The 17,512-nt window shown below is 68.1% G+C and carries 17 protein-coding genes; 1 reads left to right on the top strand and 16 read right to left on the bottom strand.

Features of this window, described 5'->3' with window-relative positions:
- Positions 1 to 4: 4 nt before the first annotated feature.
- From coxB to C2868_RS05110, 3 genes are all read right to left on the bottom strand, one after another.
- Complete coding sequence (gene coxB / locus C2868_RS05120; protein ID WP_100811066.1) at positions 5 to 913, bottom strand: cytochrome c oxidase subunit II; 909 nt, start codon at positions 911 to 913, stop codon at positions 5 to 7.
- A gap of 108 nt (positions 914 to 1,021) precedes the next feature.
- On the bottom strand, positions 1,022 to 1,396 hold the full coding sequence (gene erpA, locus C2868_RS05115; protein ID WP_100811067.1) for an iron-sulfur cluster insertion protein ErpA: 375 nt from the start codon (positions 1,394 to 1,396) through the stop codon (positions 1,022 to 1,024).
- 22 nt (positions 1,397 to 1,418) lie between these two features.
- Positions 1,419 to 2,816 carry a dipeptidase gene (locus tag C2868_RS05110; RefSeq protein ID WP_100811068.1) on the bottom strand — a complete coding sequence of 466 codons (1,398 nt, stop codon included), beginning with the start codon at positions 2,814 to 2,816 and terminating at the stop codon, positions 1,419 to 1,421.
- A gap of 51 nt (positions 2,817 to 2,867) precedes the next feature.
- Between C2868_RS05110 and C2868_RS05105 the strand changes: the two genes are divergently transcribed.
- Positions 2,868 to 3,437, top strand: coding sequence for a DUF3043 domain-containing protein (locus C2868_RS05105; protein ID WP_232711196.1), 570 nt, complete (start codon positions 2,868 to 2,870; stop codon positions 3,435 to 3,437).
- A 168-nt stretch (positions 3,438 to 3,605) separates the two neighbouring features.
- Here the strand turns inward: C2868_RS05105 and C2868_RS05100 are convergent, their stop codons facing one another.
- The 13 genes from C2868_RS05100 to C2868_RS05040 form a co-directional block, all read right to left on the bottom strand.
- Positions 3,606 to 4,628, bottom strand: a complete 1,023-nt coding sequence (locus C2868_RS05100) for a quinone-dependent dihydroorotate dehydrogenase (RefSeq protein ID WP_100811375.1) — start codon at positions 4,626 to 4,628, stop codon at positions 3,606 to 3,608.
- A gap of 46 nt (positions 4,629 to 4,674) precedes the next feature.
- Positions 4,675 to 5,160, bottom strand: a complete 486-nt coding sequence (gene nrdR, locus C2868_RS05095; protein ID WP_100811070.1) for a transcriptional regulator NrdR — start codon at positions 5,158 to 5,160, stop codon at positions 4,675 to 4,677.
- A 31-nt stretch (positions 5,161 to 5,191) separates the two neighbouring features.
- Positions 5,192 to 6,517: a histidinol dehydrogenase gene (gene hisD, locus C2868_RS05090; protein ID WP_100811071.1), complete on the bottom strand. Its 1,326-nt coding sequence runs from the start codon at positions 6,515 to 6,517 to the stop codon at positions 5,192 to 5,194.
- 21 nt (positions 6,518 to 6,538) lie between these two features.
- Positions 6,539 to 7,618 carry a hypothetical protein gene (locus tag C2868_RS05085; RefSeq protein WP_232711197.1) on the bottom strand — a complete coding sequence of 360 codons (1,080 nt, stop codon included), beginning with the start codon at positions 7,616 to 7,618 and terminating at the stop codon, positions 6,539 to 6,541.
- Between the two features lie 61 nt (positions 7,619 to 7,679).
- A complete protein-coding gene (gene dnaE, locus C2868_RS05080; protein ID WP_232711244.1) occupies positions 7,680 to 11,147 on the bottom strand; it encodes a DNA polymerase III subunit alpha in 3,468 nt (1,155 codons plus the stop codon).
- 92 nt (positions 11,148 to 11,239) lie between these two features.
- Positions 11,240 to 12,160 carry an RluA family pseudouridine synthase gene (locus C2868_RS05075; protein ID WP_100811074.1) on the bottom strand — a complete coding sequence of 307 codons (921 nt, stop codon included), beginning with the start codon at positions 12,158 to 12,160 and terminating at the stop codon, positions 11,240 to 11,242.
- Between the two features lie 2 nt (positions 12,161 to 12,162).
- Positions 12,163 to 12,930: a signal peptidase II gene (gene lspA, locus C2868_RS05070; RefSeq protein ID WP_100811075.1), complete on the bottom strand. Its 768-nt coding sequence runs from the start codon at positions 12,928 to 12,930 to the stop codon at positions 12,163 to 12,165.
- A 3-nt stretch (positions 12,931 to 12,933) separates the two neighbouring features.
- Positions 12,934 to 13,518 (bottom strand): DivIVA domain-containing protein, encoded by a 585-nt coding sequence (locus C2868_RS05065; RefSeq protein ID WP_100811076.1) that lies wholly within the window; start codon positions 13,516 to 13,518, stop codon positions 12,934 to 12,936.
- A 142-nt stretch (positions 13,519 to 13,660) separates the two neighbouring features.
- On the bottom strand, positions 13,661 to 13,966 hold the full coding sequence (locus tag C2868_RS05060; protein ID WP_100811077.1) for a YggT family protein: 306 nt from the start codon (positions 13,964 to 13,966) through the stop codon (positions 13,661 to 13,663).
- Positions 13,967 to 13,975: 9 nt separating this feature from the next.
- On the bottom strand, positions 13,976 to 14,425 hold the full coding sequence (locus C2868_RS05055; RefSeq protein ID WP_036294602.1) for a cell division protein SepF: 450 nt from the start codon (positions 14,423 to 14,425) through the stop codon (positions 13,976 to 13,978).
- 33 nt (positions 14,426 to 14,458) lie between these two features.
- Entirely contained in the window at positions 14,459 to 15,154 is a 696-nt protein-coding gene (locus C2868_RS05050) for a YggS family pyridoxal phosphate-dependent enzyme (RefSeq protein ID WP_100811078.1), read from the bottom strand.
- Between the two features lie 40 nt (positions 15,155 to 15,194).
- Complete coding sequence (gene ftsZ, locus C2868_RS05045) at positions 15,195 to 16,349, bottom strand: cell division protein FtsZ (RefSeq protein ID WP_100811079.1); 1,155 nt, start codon at positions 16,347 to 16,349, stop codon at positions 15,195 to 15,197.
- A 181-nt stretch (positions 16,350 to 16,530) separates the two neighbouring features.
- Positions 16,531 to 17,511 carry an FtsQ-type POTRA domain-containing protein gene (locus C2868_RS05040; RefSeq protein WP_100811080.1) on the bottom strand — a complete coding sequence of 327 codons (981 nt, stop codon included), beginning with the start codon at positions 17,509 to 17,511 and terminating at the stop codon, positions 16,531 to 16,533.
- Between the last annotated feature and the right edge of the window lies 1 nt (position 17,512).

Genomic DNA, 17,512 nt, shown 5'->3' with positions numbered 1-17,512 from the left:
GTGATCAGCCTTCCTCGGTACCGACGACGTCGGCTGTATTCGCACCCGTGCCGGGCAGGTTGCTGTTGCGGTCGTAGTCGGTCGTGATGTCACCGGTCTGACCTGCCTCGCGCAGGGAGTCGACGTATGTCTCGTACTCCGCTTCGCTGACGACCTCGACGTTGAAGAGCATCGCCGAGTGGTATTCGCCACAGAGTTCGGCGCACTTACCGGAGAAGGTTCCCTCACGCGTCGGCGTGAAGGACCAGTAGTTCTCGTGCCCCGGGTACATGTCCTTCTTGTACAGGAAGTCGATGACCCAGAACGAGTGAATGACATCGCGCGAGAGGAGCTCGATCTGCACGGTCTTGTTGACCGGAAGAACCAGCGTCGGCAGCGTCGCCTGGTCCACGTCGCCGTTGGCCGCGGGCACCGCCTGGACACCCATCGTCCAGACCGCGTCCGAATTGTCCTCTTCTTCGCCGTTGTACTGGAAATCCCAGGCCCACTGCTTGCCGATGGCCGTGATCGACACATCCGGATCTTCGTACTGCGTCTCGAGGATCGTCTGGTCGCGCGCCGTGAACGCGAACAGGCCCAGGACCAGGACGAACGGCACGAGCGTGTAGAAGATCTCGATCGGCATGTTGTACCGGAGCTGCACCGGAAGTCCGGTCTGGCCCTTACGACGGCGGTAGGCCACCATCGCGAAGAGCGTGAGGCCCCACGTGACCACGCCCACGACGAGCAGGACGATCCAGGAGTTGACCCAGAGCCCCGACACCATCTCGGTGCGGTCCGTCGCCTGCACCCCATCGTCCGTGAAGCCCGGGAGATACCCGTTCAACTCGGCGGTCGTGCATCCTGCAAGGAGGAATGCTGCCGAGATCCCGACCGGGATAGCGGCCCAGCGGAGGCGGCGTTTCAAGCGCACGATTCACCTTTCGGACGCGGGTGTGACTCTCGCCAAGTCTAGGGCAAGCTCACATGCGATTCAGGACACTCGCCCAGCCTGCGCACCGATCGTGGTGCGCTCGCGGGTCTAGTGGAAGCTGTCGCCGCAGGCGCAACTGCCGGCAGCGTTGGGGTTGTCGATCGTGAAGCCCTGCTCCGAGATCGTGTCCTTGAAGTCGATGGCTGCGCCGTCGAGATAAGGGATGCTCATGCTGTCGACGATGACCTCGACGCCGTCGAAGTCGACGGTCTCGTCGCCATCGAGGTAGCGCTCGTCGAAGTAGAGCTGGTAGATGAGTCCGGAGCATCCGCCGGGCTGGACGGCAACGCGAAGACGCAGGTCATCGCGGCCTTCCTGCTCGAGCAGGCTCTTGACCTTCGAGGCCGCGGCCTCGGTGAGGTTGACGCCGTGCGGGCGAGCCTCGGTGGTCGTTTCGGTGGGAACGATCGTGGTGTCTGTCATTGTCAGTCCTCCTGGCCCGAGTCTACCCGCGGCCTCGGTCATCGAGGGCGCGCAACAGCAACGCTTCGCTCAAGATCGCGTGACGGAAGGTCTCCAGGTGTAGGGATTCGTTCGGGCTGTGCGCCCGCGAATGCGGGTCTTCGACACCCGTGACCAGAATCTGCGCCTCGGGGAACTCGCGCACGAGATCGGAGATGAAGGGGATGCTTCCGCCGACCCCGATGTCGACGGGATCGACGCCGTATCCCTCCGCGAAGGCCTCTCGCACCGCCGCGACGGCCCACCCGGACGTGTCCACGAGGAACCCGTCCCCCAAGTCCACGTCGGAGAAGCTCAGCTCGGCGCTGAACGGCGCGTTCGCGCGGAGGTGCGACTCGAGAGCGGCGTACGCGTCGGCGGCTTTCTGGCCCGGTGCGACGCGGGCACTGATCACGACCGAGACCTCGGGGGTCAGCGTGTTCGAGGCGGCCTCGACACTCGTGAAGTCCGTACCGATGACTGTGATCGCGGGGCGATTCCAGATGCGAGACAGGATGTCTCCGGATCCGGCGGGTGAGACGCCCGGGAGCAGTCCCGCCTCGTCACGCAGAGTCTGCTCCGTGTACTCCGGAGTCTCCGCTTCTCGCGCCGTCATGCCCTCGACGGCGACGGTCCCGTCGGCATCCCAGAGGGTGGCGAGGAGCTTGATCGTCGCGAGCATCGCGTCGGGCACCGCACCGCCGAACATGCCGGAGTGCGATGCGTGGTCGAGGGTTCGCACGCGCATCGTGAATCGCGCGTTCCCACGGAGCGAAACGGTCAGCGCCGGGGTGTCCGAATCCCAGTTACCCGAGTCCGCAACGACGATCACGTCGGCGCGGAGCGCGTCCCTGTTGTCGGAGAGGAACTGCGCGAACGAGCGCGACCCGTACTCCTCCTCGCCCTCGACGAACAGGACGACCCCCAGCTCGAGCTCACCCTCGGTGCTCTCGCGCAGCGCACGGAGCGCCGCGATGTGCGCCATGATGCCGGCCTTGTCGTCCGCAGCACCACGCCCGTACAGCCGTCCGTCGCGCACGGTCGGTTCGAACGGCGGAGACTCCCAGAGTGCGTCATCGCCCGGGGGCTGGACGTCGTGGTGCGCGTAGAGAAGCACGGTCGGCGCGCCGCCGCGAGCGGCGCGGGTCGCGAGAACGGCGGGCTGCCCCACCTCGTCGGTGCCGGGGACGGCAGCCCGCAGGATCTGCACCTGGTCGAACACTCCCGTACCCTCGGCCAGGCTCGCGACGGCGCTGGCGCTGCGCTCCAGCTGCGTCTGATCGAACGCCGGCCACGCGATGCCCGGGATGCGCACGAGGGCGCCGAGGTCGGCGAGAGCCGGGGCGATCCCGTCCTCGACGGCGGAACGGAGTGGGGAGGCGGGGACTTCCGATGCGTGCATGCGGGTAATCTTATGGGCGAGTACAACACCGCCGACCTGCAAGGAAACATCGTGGCCAACTCCCCCGCACCCGTGCCGAGCGACGAGGATTCCGCCGCGGTCGGTGCCGGAAAGGGACGCGCGACGCCGACGCGCGCCGAGCGGGAGGCCCTTCGTCGACGCCCGCTCGTGGCCGACACGAAGGAAGCCAAGCAGCGCGCCCGCGCGGAACTCGCGGCGAAGCGCGACCAGGCCCGCGCAGGGATGGCCAAGGGCGACGAGCGCTACCTCCCCCCGCGCGACAAGGGGCCGCAGCGCAAGTTCCTGCGCGACTACGTCGACGGCGGATGGCACCTCGCCGAGTTCGTGATGCCCGCCATGATCGTGGTGATCCTGCTGACCTTCATCCAGAACACCTACATCCAGTACTACGCGTTCATCGCCCTGTGGGGCTTCATCCTGCTCGTGATCCTCGACATGGTTCTGACCGGATGGCGCGCAAAGCGCGCGATCCGCGCCAAGTTCGGAGCGGACAAGCTCGAGCGCGGCACCGCCTGGTACGCGGCCATGCGCTCGATGCAGATGCGCTTCCTTCGTCTGCCGAAGCCCCAGGTGCGCCGCGGCGGCAAGCCCGTCGGCTGACCCGGCTCCCGGCAGTACCGCAATATCGTCGACACCGCGTTCACAACTCAGTCCCCCGGCGATCGCCACGCCACCTGACGCCCGCGATCATGCAGTCCGCGAGAGAGACGCGCCTGGATCTCCTGAGTTGTGAACACAGCGCGACGCCCGTTGCCGGGCGTGTCGGGCTCAGTCGCGGACGAGAGCGCGGTTGATCTGGCGAGCCCAGAGCGGTCCGCGGTACAGGAACGCCGTATAGCCCTGGACCAGGGTCGCCCCCGCATCGAGACGTTCGCGGACATCGGCGGCCGACTCGACGCCGCCGACCGAGATCACGCAGAACTCGGCGGGGACGGCATCCCGGACGATCCGCAAGACCTCGAGCGAACGGGCACGCAGAGGAGCACCCGAGAGCCCACCGGCTCCCGCGGCCTCGACCACGGCGGGGGCGGTCACGAGTCCAGCGCGGGAGAGCGTCGTGTTGGTCGCGATCAACCCGTCGAGTCCGAGCTCGACCGCGAGACGAGCGATCGCGCCCACCTCGTCGTCGTCGAGATCGGGGGCGATCTTCACCAGCAGCGGCGTCGCGCCCGCGGCATCCTTCACGGCCCGCAGCAACGGGGCGAGCGTCTCGACGGCCTGGAGCGTGCGGAGCCCCGGCGTGTTCGGCGACGACACGTTCACGGCCAGGTAGTCGGCCAGTGGCGCCAGGCGAGTGGCGGAGCGGACGTAGTCGGCGGTCGCATCCGCGACATCGACCACGCGGCTCTTGCCGATGTTGATGCCGATGACGGGCCGGTCGCGGCGACGGCGGAGCCGCGAAATACGGGCGGCCGCGGCATCCGCTCCCCCGTTGTTGAAACCCATGCGGTTGATGACGGCGCGGTCCGGGATCAGGCGGAACAGGCGCGGGCGGGGGTTTCCGTCCTGCGGGATGGCCGTCAGCGTTCCGACCTCGACGTGCCCGAAGCCCAGGGCCCCCAGCCCGAGGACCCCGACGGCATCCTTGTCGAACCCGGCAGCGACACCGAAGGGCGAGGGGAAATCGATGCCGAGTGCCCGGGTGCGCAACGACGGCGCGGGGCGCGTGATGCGGCGGACGACGTTCGCGAACGGACGCACGCCGGCAGCACGGATGACCCACATGCCCAGGTGATGCGCCGTCTCGGGGTCGAATCGCGAGAGCACGGCGGAGAACAGCACGCGATACAGCCGGCCCCCGCCATCGCCGCTCGTGATCGGACCAGGCCCCCTGGACTCAGCCACGCGGAACGTCGCCGTCGAATCCGGGCGCCGCCACGCGATCCGCGCGGAGGTCTTCTATCGCGGCCTCGAAGTCGTCGAGCGATTCGAACGCCTGATAGACGCTCGCGAATCGCAGGTACGCGACCATGTCGAGTGCTCTGAGGGGCCCGAGGATGGCGAGACCGATCTCGTTCGTGTCGACCTGCGACGCGCCCGTCTGCCGGACGGCCTCTTCGACCTTCTGCGCGAGCATCGCGAGATCCGCCTCGGTCACGGGCCGGCCCTGACACGCCTTGCGCACACCGGACATCACCTTCTCGCGGCTGAAGGGCTCGATCACGCCCGAACGTTTGATGACGTTGAGGCTCGCGGTCTCGATGGTCGAGAACCGCCCGCCGCACTCCGGGCACTGCCGGCGACGGCGAATCGAGAGACCGTCATCGCTCGTACGCGAATCGATCACGCGGGAGTCGGGATGCCGGCAGAAAGGGCAGTGCATGGGTTCTCGTGGTCCTCGCTGGAGTACGGAGTCAGATCGCGGATGCTTCGGAGCCCGCGACCACCGGAGCGAATCGCGCCGTCACGGCCTCACCGTGCGCCGGCAGTGCCTCGGCCTCGGCCAGCGCGACGATCGCGTCGGCCACGCCCGCCAGCGCATCACGGTCGTAGGCGATGATCTGCTGTGCGCGCAGGAACGTCTGTGCGCCCAGCCCGGCGGCGTAGCGCGCCTGGCCTCCGGTGGGCAGGACGTGGTTGCTTCCCGCCAGGTAGTCGCCGAGGCTCACGGGTGAATTCGGGCCGAGGAAGATGGCACCGGCATTCGTCAGCTCGGGCAGCAACCCCCCGGGGTCGCGCGTCTGGACTTCCAGGTGCTCGGGGGCGTAGGCGTTGCTGAATGCCACGGCCGCCGCCAAGTCGTCGACGAGCACGATCGCGGACTGAGTGCCGGCCAGCGCCGTGCGGACGCGATCCGTGTGACGGGTGCGGGACGCGACGTCCTGCACCCGCGTCCGAACCGCGTCGGCCAATGCCTCCGAATCCGTCACGAGGACCGCCCCGGCCTGTTCGTCGTGCTCGGCCTGACTCACCAGGTCCGCGGCGACGAGTGCCGGGTCTGCGGAATCGTCCGCGATCACCAGGATCTCGGTCGCACCGGCCTCGGAGTCGGTTCCCACGACACCGGCAACGTGCCGCTTGGCCGCGGCCACGAAGTTGTTGCCCGGGCCCGTCACGACGTCGACGGGTTCGAGGTCGATGTCGTGCACGCCGTATGCGAGTGCGGCGATGGCGCCCGCACCACCGATCGCGTACACCTCTTCGATGCCCAGAAGACCCGCCGCGGCGAGGATCGTCGGGTGCACCCTCCCGTCACCGCGCTGGGCGGGAGATGCCAGCGCGACGGCGGACACACCGGCGACCTGGGCCGGAACGACGTTCATGATGACGCTGGACGGATAGACCGCCTTGCCCCCGGGCACGTAGACGCCGACGCGGCGCACGGGCTGCCAGCGCTGGGTGACCACGGCGCCCGGCGCCAGCTCGGTGACGACGGGCGGCGGAACCTGCGCGGCCGAAGCGCGGCGGACATTCGCGATGGCGCGTTCGAGCGCCTCACGCACGTTCGCGTCGAGCCCGGCCACGGCCGCGTCGATGTCGGCACGCGGGACGCGGAGCGCATGCCCCGTCACGCCGTCGAACTTCTCGGCCTGCTCGCGAAGCGCAGCCTCGCCCCGGTCTCGGACATCGGCGACGAGTTCGCCCGCGACCCGCAGGGCGTTATCGCGTGCTTCGGTCGCGCGCGGAACGAGGGCCGCGGCGTCGCGCGCGGCGGTGCCGCGGAGGTCGATCGTGCGCATCCTCCCAGGCTACCGGGCCGTTCAGCCCCGGGTGACGCCCGAGACGTCGGAGAGCACGCCGACGCGGCCATCCTCGTGCTGGACGACGAAGCTCGACCCGCGGTCGGCGATGACGAGCGCCCACGCGGTCGGCCCGATACGGAACAGCGGGGCGCCGGTGCGCTCGTCCACGACATCGCGCTCGACGGGGACAAGGGCCCAGAAGGGCCGCGATGCCGCCGCGGGTGCGGCATCCGTCGTCTGCTGTCCGCCCGTTTCGGACGTACCGCGTGCGTACGCGGGAGTCGGGCTCCACGCTCCGGGCTCAATCACGCCGGTATCTCCCGTCGAAGGCTCGACGTCGTCCAGCGCGTACGAACCGATCGGATAGCCCCCGGTCGCCTGCGCGGCGCCATCGCTCGACACCGGCGCGTACGACTCCGGCGCGGGGGTCGGCTCCGGACGCGGGCGCGGTACGACGGCGCGCACAGCGCGGGCGTTGCGGTGCGCGACGGCCTCCGGGCGTCCACGGAAGTCCTCGTCGAACGGCGCGATGTACGGCGCGAAGACCGAGACCAGCACGAGGCCCAGGAAGACGATCAACTCCACCCAGACGACCCAGGTGGTGTACCAGGGGCCGTCGTCCACGACGGTGGCGATGGTGTTCCAGATGTACGACAGCCAGATGACGCTCGAGACCGAGAACGCGACGGACGCGAACTGATCGACTCCCAGCGAGCCGACGCGACGGATGCCATCGGGTGAGAACCGACGGAGGACGATCAGGAATACGGCAACGGTCGGCACGCCGATCGGGAGCACCCAGTCGATGCCGCTCATCCAGACCGAACGGAACGGGATCTGGACGACAGAGAAGAACGACACGAGGAACGCGACGGCCCAGAGTCCGAGGATGGCGACCTCGCGGATCGTGAACGGGCCCACGCCATACTGCGGTGCCTCTTCGGGCTCGATCGCCGTCGACCTCGTATCGGAGTCTGCAGCGTCGAGATCTGCGGAGCGGGAGTCTGCGGCGTCGGAGTCAATCGCGTCGGGCTCGGTCGCCGAGACCGGCGTAGCTGCGCGATCCTTCTCGTCGTTGGTCGGGTTCTCGTCGGTCATAACCATCCCCTTTCGCGCGACGCCGTCGGCGCCCCGGCTACCTTACCTCGCGCACATGAGCTCAGCCCAGGCATCCCGGCCCGAGCAGAGACTTCAGTTCTCCGTACAGATCCGCCGTCACTCTCACGGGATGCGGCACCTCGAAAACCTTCGCGATGTCACCCTTGGTGAGCTTCATCCGGACCTCGGTCTGCCCGTGGTGTCGCTCGAGCACGATCGCCAGATCGGTGATCACCGAGTGGGTCGCGCGGTGCTCGGGCAGGATGAGCTCGAGAGCCCCGGCCGCATCCACCGCGCCCAGATCGGGAACCATGGCCGACACGGCGTGCAGGTTGAGCCCGTCGTCGCGGCGGGACACGCGTCCGCGCACGACGAGGATCGCGTCGGCCTGCAGCAGCGGCTGATACTCGACGTACGTCTTGCCCATGAACATGACGTTCACCTCGCCGTTGAAGTCCTCGACGGTGACCATGCCGTAGGGATTGCCGCTGGACTTCGCCACACGGTGCTGCACACTCGTCAACAGGCCCGCGACGGTGACCTGGTCGCCGTCGCTGAGGTCTTCGGCGGCGAGCAGGTCGTGGATCGTGGTCGAAGCGTGCTTGGCGAGCGGCATCTCGAGTCCCGCGAGCGGGTGGTCGGAAACGTACAGCCCGAGCATCTCGCGCTCGAACGCCAGCTTGTCCTTCTTCGTCCACTCGGGGCGGTGCGGCACCGTCTTCGAGCCGTGCTGGGGCTCGTCGAACAGACTGTCGAAGTCGAAACCGTACTGCCCGTTGGCCTCGTTGCGTTTGACGTCGACCGTCTGCTCGATCGCGTTCTCGTGGATCTCGAGCAGAGCCCGTCGTGTCGCGCCCGTCGAGTCGAACGCTCCGGCCTTGATCAGCGACTCGATCGTGCGCTTGTTCGCGACCTGCAGCGGGACACGCTGCAGGAAGTCGTGGAAGGAGGTGAACGGATCGTCGCCGCGGCACGCCACGATCGCGTCGACGACGTTCGCTCCGACGTTGCGGATCGCGCCGAGGCCGAAGCGGATGTCGTCGCCGACGGCCGCGAAGTAGCGGATCGACTGGCTCACGTCGGGCGGAAGCACCTTCATCCCCATGCGCCGGCACTCGTTGAGGTACACCGCGAGCTTGTCCTTGGAGTCGCCCACGCTCGTGAGCAGCGCGGCCATGTACTCGGCGGGATAGTGCGCCTTGAGGTAGGCGGTCCAGTACGAGATCAGACCGTACGCCGCGGTGTGAGCCTTGTTGAAGGCGTAGTCGGCAAAGGACTCGAGAACCTTCCACAGGGCATTCTGCGCGGCGGCGGAGTATCCGTTCGCCGTCATGCCCTCGAAGAAGTCGGCCTGCTGCTTGTCGAGCTCGGACTTCTTCTTCTTGCCCATCGCACGCCGGAGGATGTCGGCCTGTCCGAGCGAGAAGCCGGCGAGCTTCTGGGCTGCGGACATGACCTGCTCCTGATAGACGATCAGGCCGTAGGTCGTGCCGAGGATCTCACTCAGGGGCTCTTCGAGCTCGGGATGGATCGGCGTGATCGGCTGCAGGCCGTTCTTGCGGAGCGCGTAGTTCGTGTGCGAGTCGACGCCCATGGGTCCGGGGCGATACAGCGCGAGCACGGCCGAGATGTCTTCGAAGTTGTCGGGCTTCATCAGACGCAGGAGCGACCGCATGGGTCCGCCGTCGAGCTGGAAGACGCCCAGGGTGTCGCCGCGAGCGAGGAGTTCGTAGGAAGCGACGTCGTCGAGCGTGAGGTCCTCGAGCACGAGCCGCTCGCCGCGGTTGGCCTCGATGTTATCGAGCGCGTCATCGATGATCGTGAGGTTGCGCAGCCCCAAGAAGTCCATCTTGATCAGGCCGAGCGACTCACAGGCCGGGTAGTCGAACTGCGTGACGATCTGGCCGTCCTGCTCCCGCTTCATGATCGGGATGATGTCGGTGAGCGGCTCGCTCGACATGATGACACCGGCTGCGTGCACGCCCCACTGGCGCTTCAGGTTCTCGAGACCGACGGCCGTATCGAAGACCGTCTTCGCCTCGGGGTCGGTCTCGATCAGCGTCCGGAACTCGGATGCCTCTTTGAAACGCGGATGCGCCTTGTCGAACATGCCCTCGAGCGGCATGTCCTTGCCCATCACGGCGGGGGGCATCGCCTTCGTCAGCCGCTCCCCCATGCCGAACGGGAAGCCGAGCACGCGCGAGGCATCCTTGAGCGCCTGCTTCGCCTTGATCGTGCCGTACGTCACGATCTGCGCAACCCGCTCGTCGCCGTACTTCTCGGTCACGTACTGGATGACCTCGCCGCGGCGACGATCGTCGAAGTCGACGTCGAAGTCGGGCATCGAGACACGCTCGGGGTTGAGGAAGCGCTCGAAGATCAGCCCGTGCTGCAGCGGGTCGAGATCGGTGATGCGCATGGCGTATGCGGCCATCGAACCGGCACCCGAGCCACGGCCGGGACCCACCCGGATGCCGTTGTTCTTGGCCCAGTTGATGAAGTCGGCGACGACGAGGAAATAGCCGGGGAACCCCATCTGCACGATGACGTCGGTCTCATACTCGGCCTGCCGGCGAACCTCGTCGGGAATGCCGGACGGATAGCGCGCCTGCAGCCCGCGCTCGACCTCTTTCACGAACCAGGACTGCTCGGTCTCGCCGTCGGGGACGGGGTAGCGCGGCATGTAGTTGGCGCTCGTGTTGAACTCGACCTCGCACCGCTCGGCGACGAGCAGCGTGTTGTCGCAGGCCTCGGGATGATCGCGGAAGATCTGGCGCATCTCGGCAGGGGTCTTGACGTAGTACCCGTCGCCGTCGAACTTGAAGCGCTTGGGGTCGTCGAGCGTCGAACCGGACTGCACACAGAGCAGCGCAGCGTGCGACGTCGCGTCGTGCTGGTGCGTGTAGTGCAGGTCGTTGGTCGCGAGCAGCGGGATGTCGAGGTCTTTCGAGATCCGGAGCAGGTCGCTCATCACGCGCCGCTCGATGCTGAGCCCGTGGTCCATGATCTCGGCGAAGTAGTTCTCCTTGCCGAACAGGTCCTGGAACTCGGCGGCGGCCGCGCGGGCGGCGTCGTACTGGCCGAGGCGCAGGCGCGTCTGAACCTCACCCGAGGGGCAGCCCGTCGTCGCGATGAGTCCCTTGCCGTACTTCTGCAGAATGTCGCGGTCCATCCGGGGCTTGAAGTAGTAGCCCTCGATGCTCGCGAGCGACGACAGCCGGAACAGGTTGTGCATGCCCTCTGTGCTCTGCGAGAGCAGAGTCATGTGCGTGTACGCGCCCGAACCCGAGACGTCGTCGTCACTCTGGTCGGGACCGCCCCACTTGACGCGGGATCGGTCACTGCGGTGGGTGCCGGGCGTGACGTAGGCCTCGACACCGATGATGGGTTTGATCCCGACATCCTTCGCGGCCTTGTAGAACTCGTAGGCACCGAAGGTGTTGCCGTGGTCGGTGATCGCGATCGCGGGCATGCCCTGTCGTGCGGCCTCTTGCACCAGGGGGCCGATACGGGCGGCCCCGTCGAGCATCGAGTATTCGCTGTGCACATGCAGGTGAACGAAGGAGTCGGCTGCCACACATCCACACTACGGGCCGTCACCGACATCGTCGTCCGATGCGACTACCCGGTGCGCAGCACCTCGAGCGCGTGGGCGAGATCGGCCGGATAGTCCGACGCGAACGTCACCCATTCGCCATTCGCCGGGTGGTGGAACGACAGCTGCCGGGCATGCAGCCACTGGCGTGTGAGACCGAGGCGTGCCGACATCGTGGGGTCCGCGCCGTAGAGCGGATCGCCGACGCACGGATGCCTCTGCGCGGCCAGGTGCACCCGGATCTGGTGCGTCCTCCCGGTCTCGAGGTGGATCTCGAGCAGCGAAGCTCCGCGAAACGCCTCGAGCGTCTCGTAGTGCGTGACCGAGTCCTTGCCATCCGGTGTGACCGCGAACTTCCACGAGTGCGTCGGGTGCCGGCCGATCGGCGCGTCGATCGTGCCGGACAGCGGATCCGGATGCCCCTGCACCACCGCGTGATAGATCTTCTCGACCTCGCGCTCCTTGAAGGCGCGCTTCAGAGCGACGTACGCGGCCTCGGACTTGGCGACGACCATGAGGCCGCTCGTGCCGACGTCGAGGCGGTGCACGATCCCCTGGCGTTCGGCGGCGCCGGTCGTCGCGATGGTGTACCCGCTCGCCGCGAGGGCGCCCAGGACCGTGGGGCCCTCCCAGCCGACGCTCGGATGCGCGGCGACGCCCGCCGGTTTGTCGATCACGACGATGTCGTCGTCGTCGTAGACGATGCCGAAACCGTGCACCGTCACGGGGACCACCCGGGGCTCTTGGCGCTCTTCCCACACGACCTCGAGCCACGCGCCGCCGGAAAGACGATCGGACTTGCCGACGACGCGGCCGTCCACGCTGACTCCGCCGGACTCCGCGACCTCAGCCGCGAACGTGCGCGAGAACCCGAGCATCTTGGCCAGGGCCGCGTCGACCCGTGTCCCCTCGAGGCCGTCGGGCACGGGAAGGCTCCGCGCCGGCACGACTAGATCCTCGACTGCTCGTCGTCACCGTCGACGGTGGCGGGGCGTGACGGGCGCGTGGACGGGTGCGGGGCACCGACATCCGGATCCGCGACGGGGAACAGCGCATCGCGATCGGCCCCGACGCCCTCGATCGAGATGCCCTGGATGGAAACGGGACCGCCCTCTGAAGACCCGGCATCCGAAGCGTCCTGTTCGGTGGAGCTCGAGGTGCGATCCTCGCGGCGCTCGCGCGTACCGTCCATGTGCAGGCCGATCAGGACGAGCAGGGCGATGACGATCATGTCGCACACGATGAACATGTCGGCGACGTTGTAGATCGCGGGCATCATCCATGGCGTGGAGATGAAGTCCACCACGTGACCCACGGGGAAGCCTGGGTCGCGCAGCAGTCGATCCGTGAGGTTGCCGAGCACACCGCCGAGCAGGAGCCCGAGCACGACGGCCCACACCCGCGATCGGACTCGCGTGATCATCAGCCATACGATCGCGACCGCGACCGCGGCGAGGGCGATCGTGAAGACCCAGGTCACGCCTTCACCGAGCGAGAACGCCGCGCCCGGGTTGAACACCAGGACGAACACCAGGAATTCGCCCAGGATCGGTACCGGATCGCCCGGGGTCAGGTTCTGCAGGACGAAGTACTTGCTCAGCTGATCGGCGGCCAGGGCCACCACCGCGAGAGTCGCGATGATGGCGATGGCCGCCGATCGGTTGAGTGGCTTGCGCGGCCCCGCGGACTGCTCGGGTGCGGGGCTCGGAGCTGTCAAGGCCTAGAGACCGATGGCCGACACGGGCGTCGAGCCCGAGGTCGAACCGGACGTCTCGAGGTCGCGCAGCTGACCCTCGATGTAGCTGCGCAGCTGAGCGCGGTAGTCCCGCTCGAACTGACGGAGCTCGGTGATGCGACCCTCGAGCGCCTTGCGCTCCTTCTCGAGACGCGCAGATTCTTCGCGCTGCTTGGCCTCGGCCTCGGCGACGATGCGCGACGCGGTCGCCTCGGCCTCCGAAACGAGCTTGTCGCGCTGGGCGATACCCTCGGCGACATGCTCGTCGTGGAGACGCTGGGCGAGCTCGATGATGCCGGCGCTGGTGCTCGCACCGGCGTCGTCCGCGGACGGAGCGGCAGCAACGGGGGCCTCGGGAGTCGGCTCAGCAGCGGGGGCGGCTGCGGCGGGCTTCTCACCGGACTCGTAGGCCTCGAGCTTGGCCTTCAGCTCTTCGTTCTCGGCGATCGTCTTGCGCCATTCGACGACGATCTCGTCGAGGAAGTCATCGACCTCTTCGGGGTCGAAACCCTCTTTGAACCGGACGTGCTGGAACTGCTTGGTAACAACGTCATCGGGGGTCAGAGCCATGGGGGATCCGTCCTGTTCATCTCTGCTGGTCACGGCGTGGCTGCGCTGGGGCGCGAAGCCATCAGCATAGCTGAGCCGTCACGGCGCCGCGAGAGCGGACCGGGTGCGCGCGGACCGCATCGGACCGCCCGGGAGCGCGGATCTATGCCGCGCCGGCGATGGAGCGCGTGACGCTCAACAGGATGAAACACAAGAAGATCGTGAGCGCGAAAGCGAGGTCGATCGCCACCGGTCCGATGCGAAGCGGGGGGATGAATCGACGGAAGAGCCGGATGGGAGGATCCGTAACGGTATAGATGATCTCGGCGAAGACGAGGCCCGCGCCGCGAGGACGCCATTCGCGATTGAACACCGGGATGTACTCGAGAATGAGTCGTCCCAGCAGCACGAAGACGTACAGCAGGATCAGACCGTTGAGGATCGACGCGATGAGCCTCAGCAGTTCCACGTATACAGACTACGACGCGGAGAAGGGCGCCGCGTCCGGGTCGGCGTGCGGGATGCCGCCGTCACCCGAAACCTCGACGTGTTCGGGCGAGAGCAGGAAGACCTTGCTCGTGACCCGCTCGATGCGTCCGTACAGCCCCAGGGACAGCCCGCTGGCGAAGTCGATCAGGCGGCGAGCGTCGGCATCGCTCATCTGCGAGAGGTTGATGATCACGGGGATCCCCTCGCGGAAGTTCTCGGCGATGACCTGTGCATCGCGATACTGCTTGGGGTGAACCGTGAGGATCTCGGTCAGTCCGCCCGCGGCGGGCTGGTGGACGGCTTTCGGGCGGAGCGGCGTGACCGTACCCTTGGGCTCGACGGCGTGCACCCGCGAGTGCTGCTGCTGCGGCTCGTCGACGACTTCTTCTTCGTCGGCAAGACCGAGGTAGACCATGGTCTTCTTGAGCGGGTTCGACATCGCATCCTCCGTGTTGGCTCGTCTGTTTCGAGGTTAACCGTGGGCGGGTCGGTTGCCCGTGATTGCGGACCCGATCCGCAGGTGTGTCGCGCCGGCGGCGATCGCTTCCTCGAAGTCGCCCGTCATCCCGGCGCTGATCCAGGATGCGTCGGGCACCACGGCGCGCACGCGTGCGCCGTGCTCGGCCAGGCGCGCAAAGGCCTCGGCAGGGTGCTCGTCGAGGGGCGCGACCGCCATGACTCCGCGCAACCGGAGCCCGGGGCATCCGGCGATATGCTCGGCCAGGGCGACGACGTCGGACTCGCTCGTCCCGCCGCGCCCCGCGTCGAGCGTCAGGTTGACCTGCAGGAGCACGTCGAGCGGCGGCGTACCGGGGTCGGCTGCACTGCTGAGGGCGTCGGCGAGCCTGGCACGGTCGACCGAATGGACGACGGATGCGGCGGCTCGCACGGCGCGCGCCTTGTTGGTCTGGATCTGCCCGACGAAGTGCCACCGCAGGTCGGCGAGGTCGTCGAGCTCGGCACGCTTCGCCGTGATCTCCTGCTGGCGGTTCTCGCCCACGTCGCGGACGCCGAGGGCGTACAGGTCCCGCACGAGCTGCGCCGGGTGGAACTTCGTGACGACGATCCGCGTGATATCGGACGGGTCGCGTCCGTTCGCCCGGGCGGCGGCGGCAATGCGCTCGTCCACCCGAGCCAGTCGGTCCACGAGAGGGGCCGCTTCGGTCATGCGGCACCTCTCGTGGGCCGCGGCATCCTCGAGGAAGCCGCTACTTCAGGAAATCGGGGATGTCGAGGTCGTCGTCGCCGAACGCCGAGTCGAATCCCGCGGCTTCGGGGACGATCGGGCCCGAAGCCGAACCCACCGAGACCGATTCGCGCGCCTCGACCTTGACCTCGGCCGCCTCGTCCGCCGTGGCGGTGGGCAGGGCGGGAACCTGGCGCTGGGCAAGGATCGGCTCGCTCCGCTGCATCGGTTCGCCGCCGTCGAATCCCGCGGCGATGACGGTGACGCGCACCTCGTCGCCGAGCGTGTCGTCGATGACCGTTCCGAAGATGATGTTCGCCTCGGGGTGCGCGGCCTCTTTGACGAGTTGCGCGGCATCGTTGATCTCGAAGATTCCGAGGTTCGAGCCGCCCTGGATCGACAGCAGCACACCGTGCGCGCCCTCGATCGAGGCCTCGAGCAGGGGGGATTCGACCGCGAGCTCGGCGGCCTTGATCGCGCGATCCGCGCCGCGTGCCGAACCGATGCCCATGAGTGCCGATCCCGCGCCCTGCATGACCGACTTGACGTCGGCGAAGTCGAGGTTGATGAGACCGGGCGTCGTGATGAGGTCGGTGATGCCCTGAACACCGGCGAGCAGGACCTGGTCGGCCGTGGCGAACGCCTCGATCATCGAGATGCCGCGATCGCTGATCTCGAGCAGCCGATCGTTCGGCACGACGATGAGTGTGTCGACCTCTTCCTTCAGGCGCGCGACACCCGTGTCGGCCTGGGTCTGACGCCGGCGTCCCTCGAACGAGAACGGGCGCGTGACGACACCGATCGTGAGGGCTCCGATCGACTTCGCGATCTTGGCGACGACGGGCGCACCACCCGTGCCCGTGCCGCCGCCTTCGCCGGCCGTGACGAAGACCATGTCGGCGCCACGCAGGGCCTCTTCGATCTCCTCCGCGTGGTCCTCCGCCGCGCGGCGACCCACTTCGGGGTCGGCACCGGCGCCGAGGCCGCGGGTGATCTCGCGACCGACGTCGAGCTTGACGTCCGCGTCGCTCATCAGCAGCGCCTGCGCGTCGGTGTTGATCGCGATGAACTCCACGCCGCGCAGGCCGAGCTCGATCATGCGGTTGACGGCGTTGACGCCGCCGCCGCCGACGCCGACGACCTTGATGACGGCGAGGTAGTTCTGGTTCTGGCTCATGCCGGCCTCCGTGTCGCGAACCTGGGTGAAACCTTCAACCTCAAGTAGAACTGTAAAGAAATGCCCGGTATGCATTTCCTCTGTTCACACGGTAGGCCGGGGCTCCTCCCCCGCCCGCAGGCGCGCGGCGTGTCGCCACACACGGACGGAATCTCCGCTCGCGTGACCCGAATGGACGGCGTCAGCGGACGACGACGGATGCCGGCGACGAGACGTCGTACACCGACATCCCCGGCCGCGCGGTCATCGCCCGGTCGAGGTTCAGCGCCTTCTGACCCGTCTCTTCGACCGCACCCCAGACGACCTGCGTGCCGCTCGCGAGGGTCAGCGTGACGTCGTCGCGCGTCGTCGCAGCGACCCGGGTCACCTGCGCCGCGATCGCGTCCGGCAGGGCGCGCATCACGAGACCCGCGGACTCGAACGCCCCGGATGTCGTGCCGCCCGCGATCTCGAGAACCGGTCGACCCTCCGGCGCGGTCGGGCTCGTCTCGAGCGCAACGCCCGCCGCATCGACCAGCGTCCAGCCTGCGTCCGTCTGGATGACGCCGATCGGGGTCCGCTCGACGATCCGTACCACCAGGTCGTGCGGCGGTCGCGCCTCCAGCGTGTAGGACTCGACGAGCGGAAATGCGACGAGGGCCGCCTTCACGGCGCTCGCGTCGACGAGCGGCAACGGCGTGCCGAGCTGGCCCGAGAGCGCCTCTTCGACCGTCGCTGCGGGGAGCGATGTCGTGCCGACGACCTCGATCCGCTCGACGGCGAACAGCGGGCTGTACGCGGCGCCGACGCTCCCGACGATCAGCAGCAGCACCGCCGCGGTGCCCACGAGCCACGCCAGCCGACGGCGCCTGCTCCGGACAGTGAAGCGGCGCACCTCACGACGCAGGGCACGACGCCGGGCGCGCGCGGCACGCCAGACGTCGCGGATCCCCGTGCGGCGCGGCGTCGTCGTCTCGTGCCCCACATCCTCCTGCGATGCGACATCGCGGGGACCGGGCGCGGGTACTTCGGGACCCGTCGAAGGGGGCAGAGCGGATGCTTCCTCGCCCGAGCCCTCGAGCCCGCGCGGCGCGGCCGGCTCGTCGTCCCACGAACGCGAGGTCGTGCGCTTCGGCGTGGGCCCGGCTTTCTCGGACGCGGGAAGCGGCGGGGGCCGACGCATC

The organism is Microbacterium sp. CJ77 (genome assembly GCF_002911615.1).
Classification (GTDB): Bacteria; Actinomycetota; Actinomycetes; order Actinomycetales; family Microbacteriaceae; genus Microbacterium.
The sequence above is the reverse complement of the archived record's forward strand: the minus strand, read 5'-3'. Positions and strand labels throughout refer to the sequence as shown.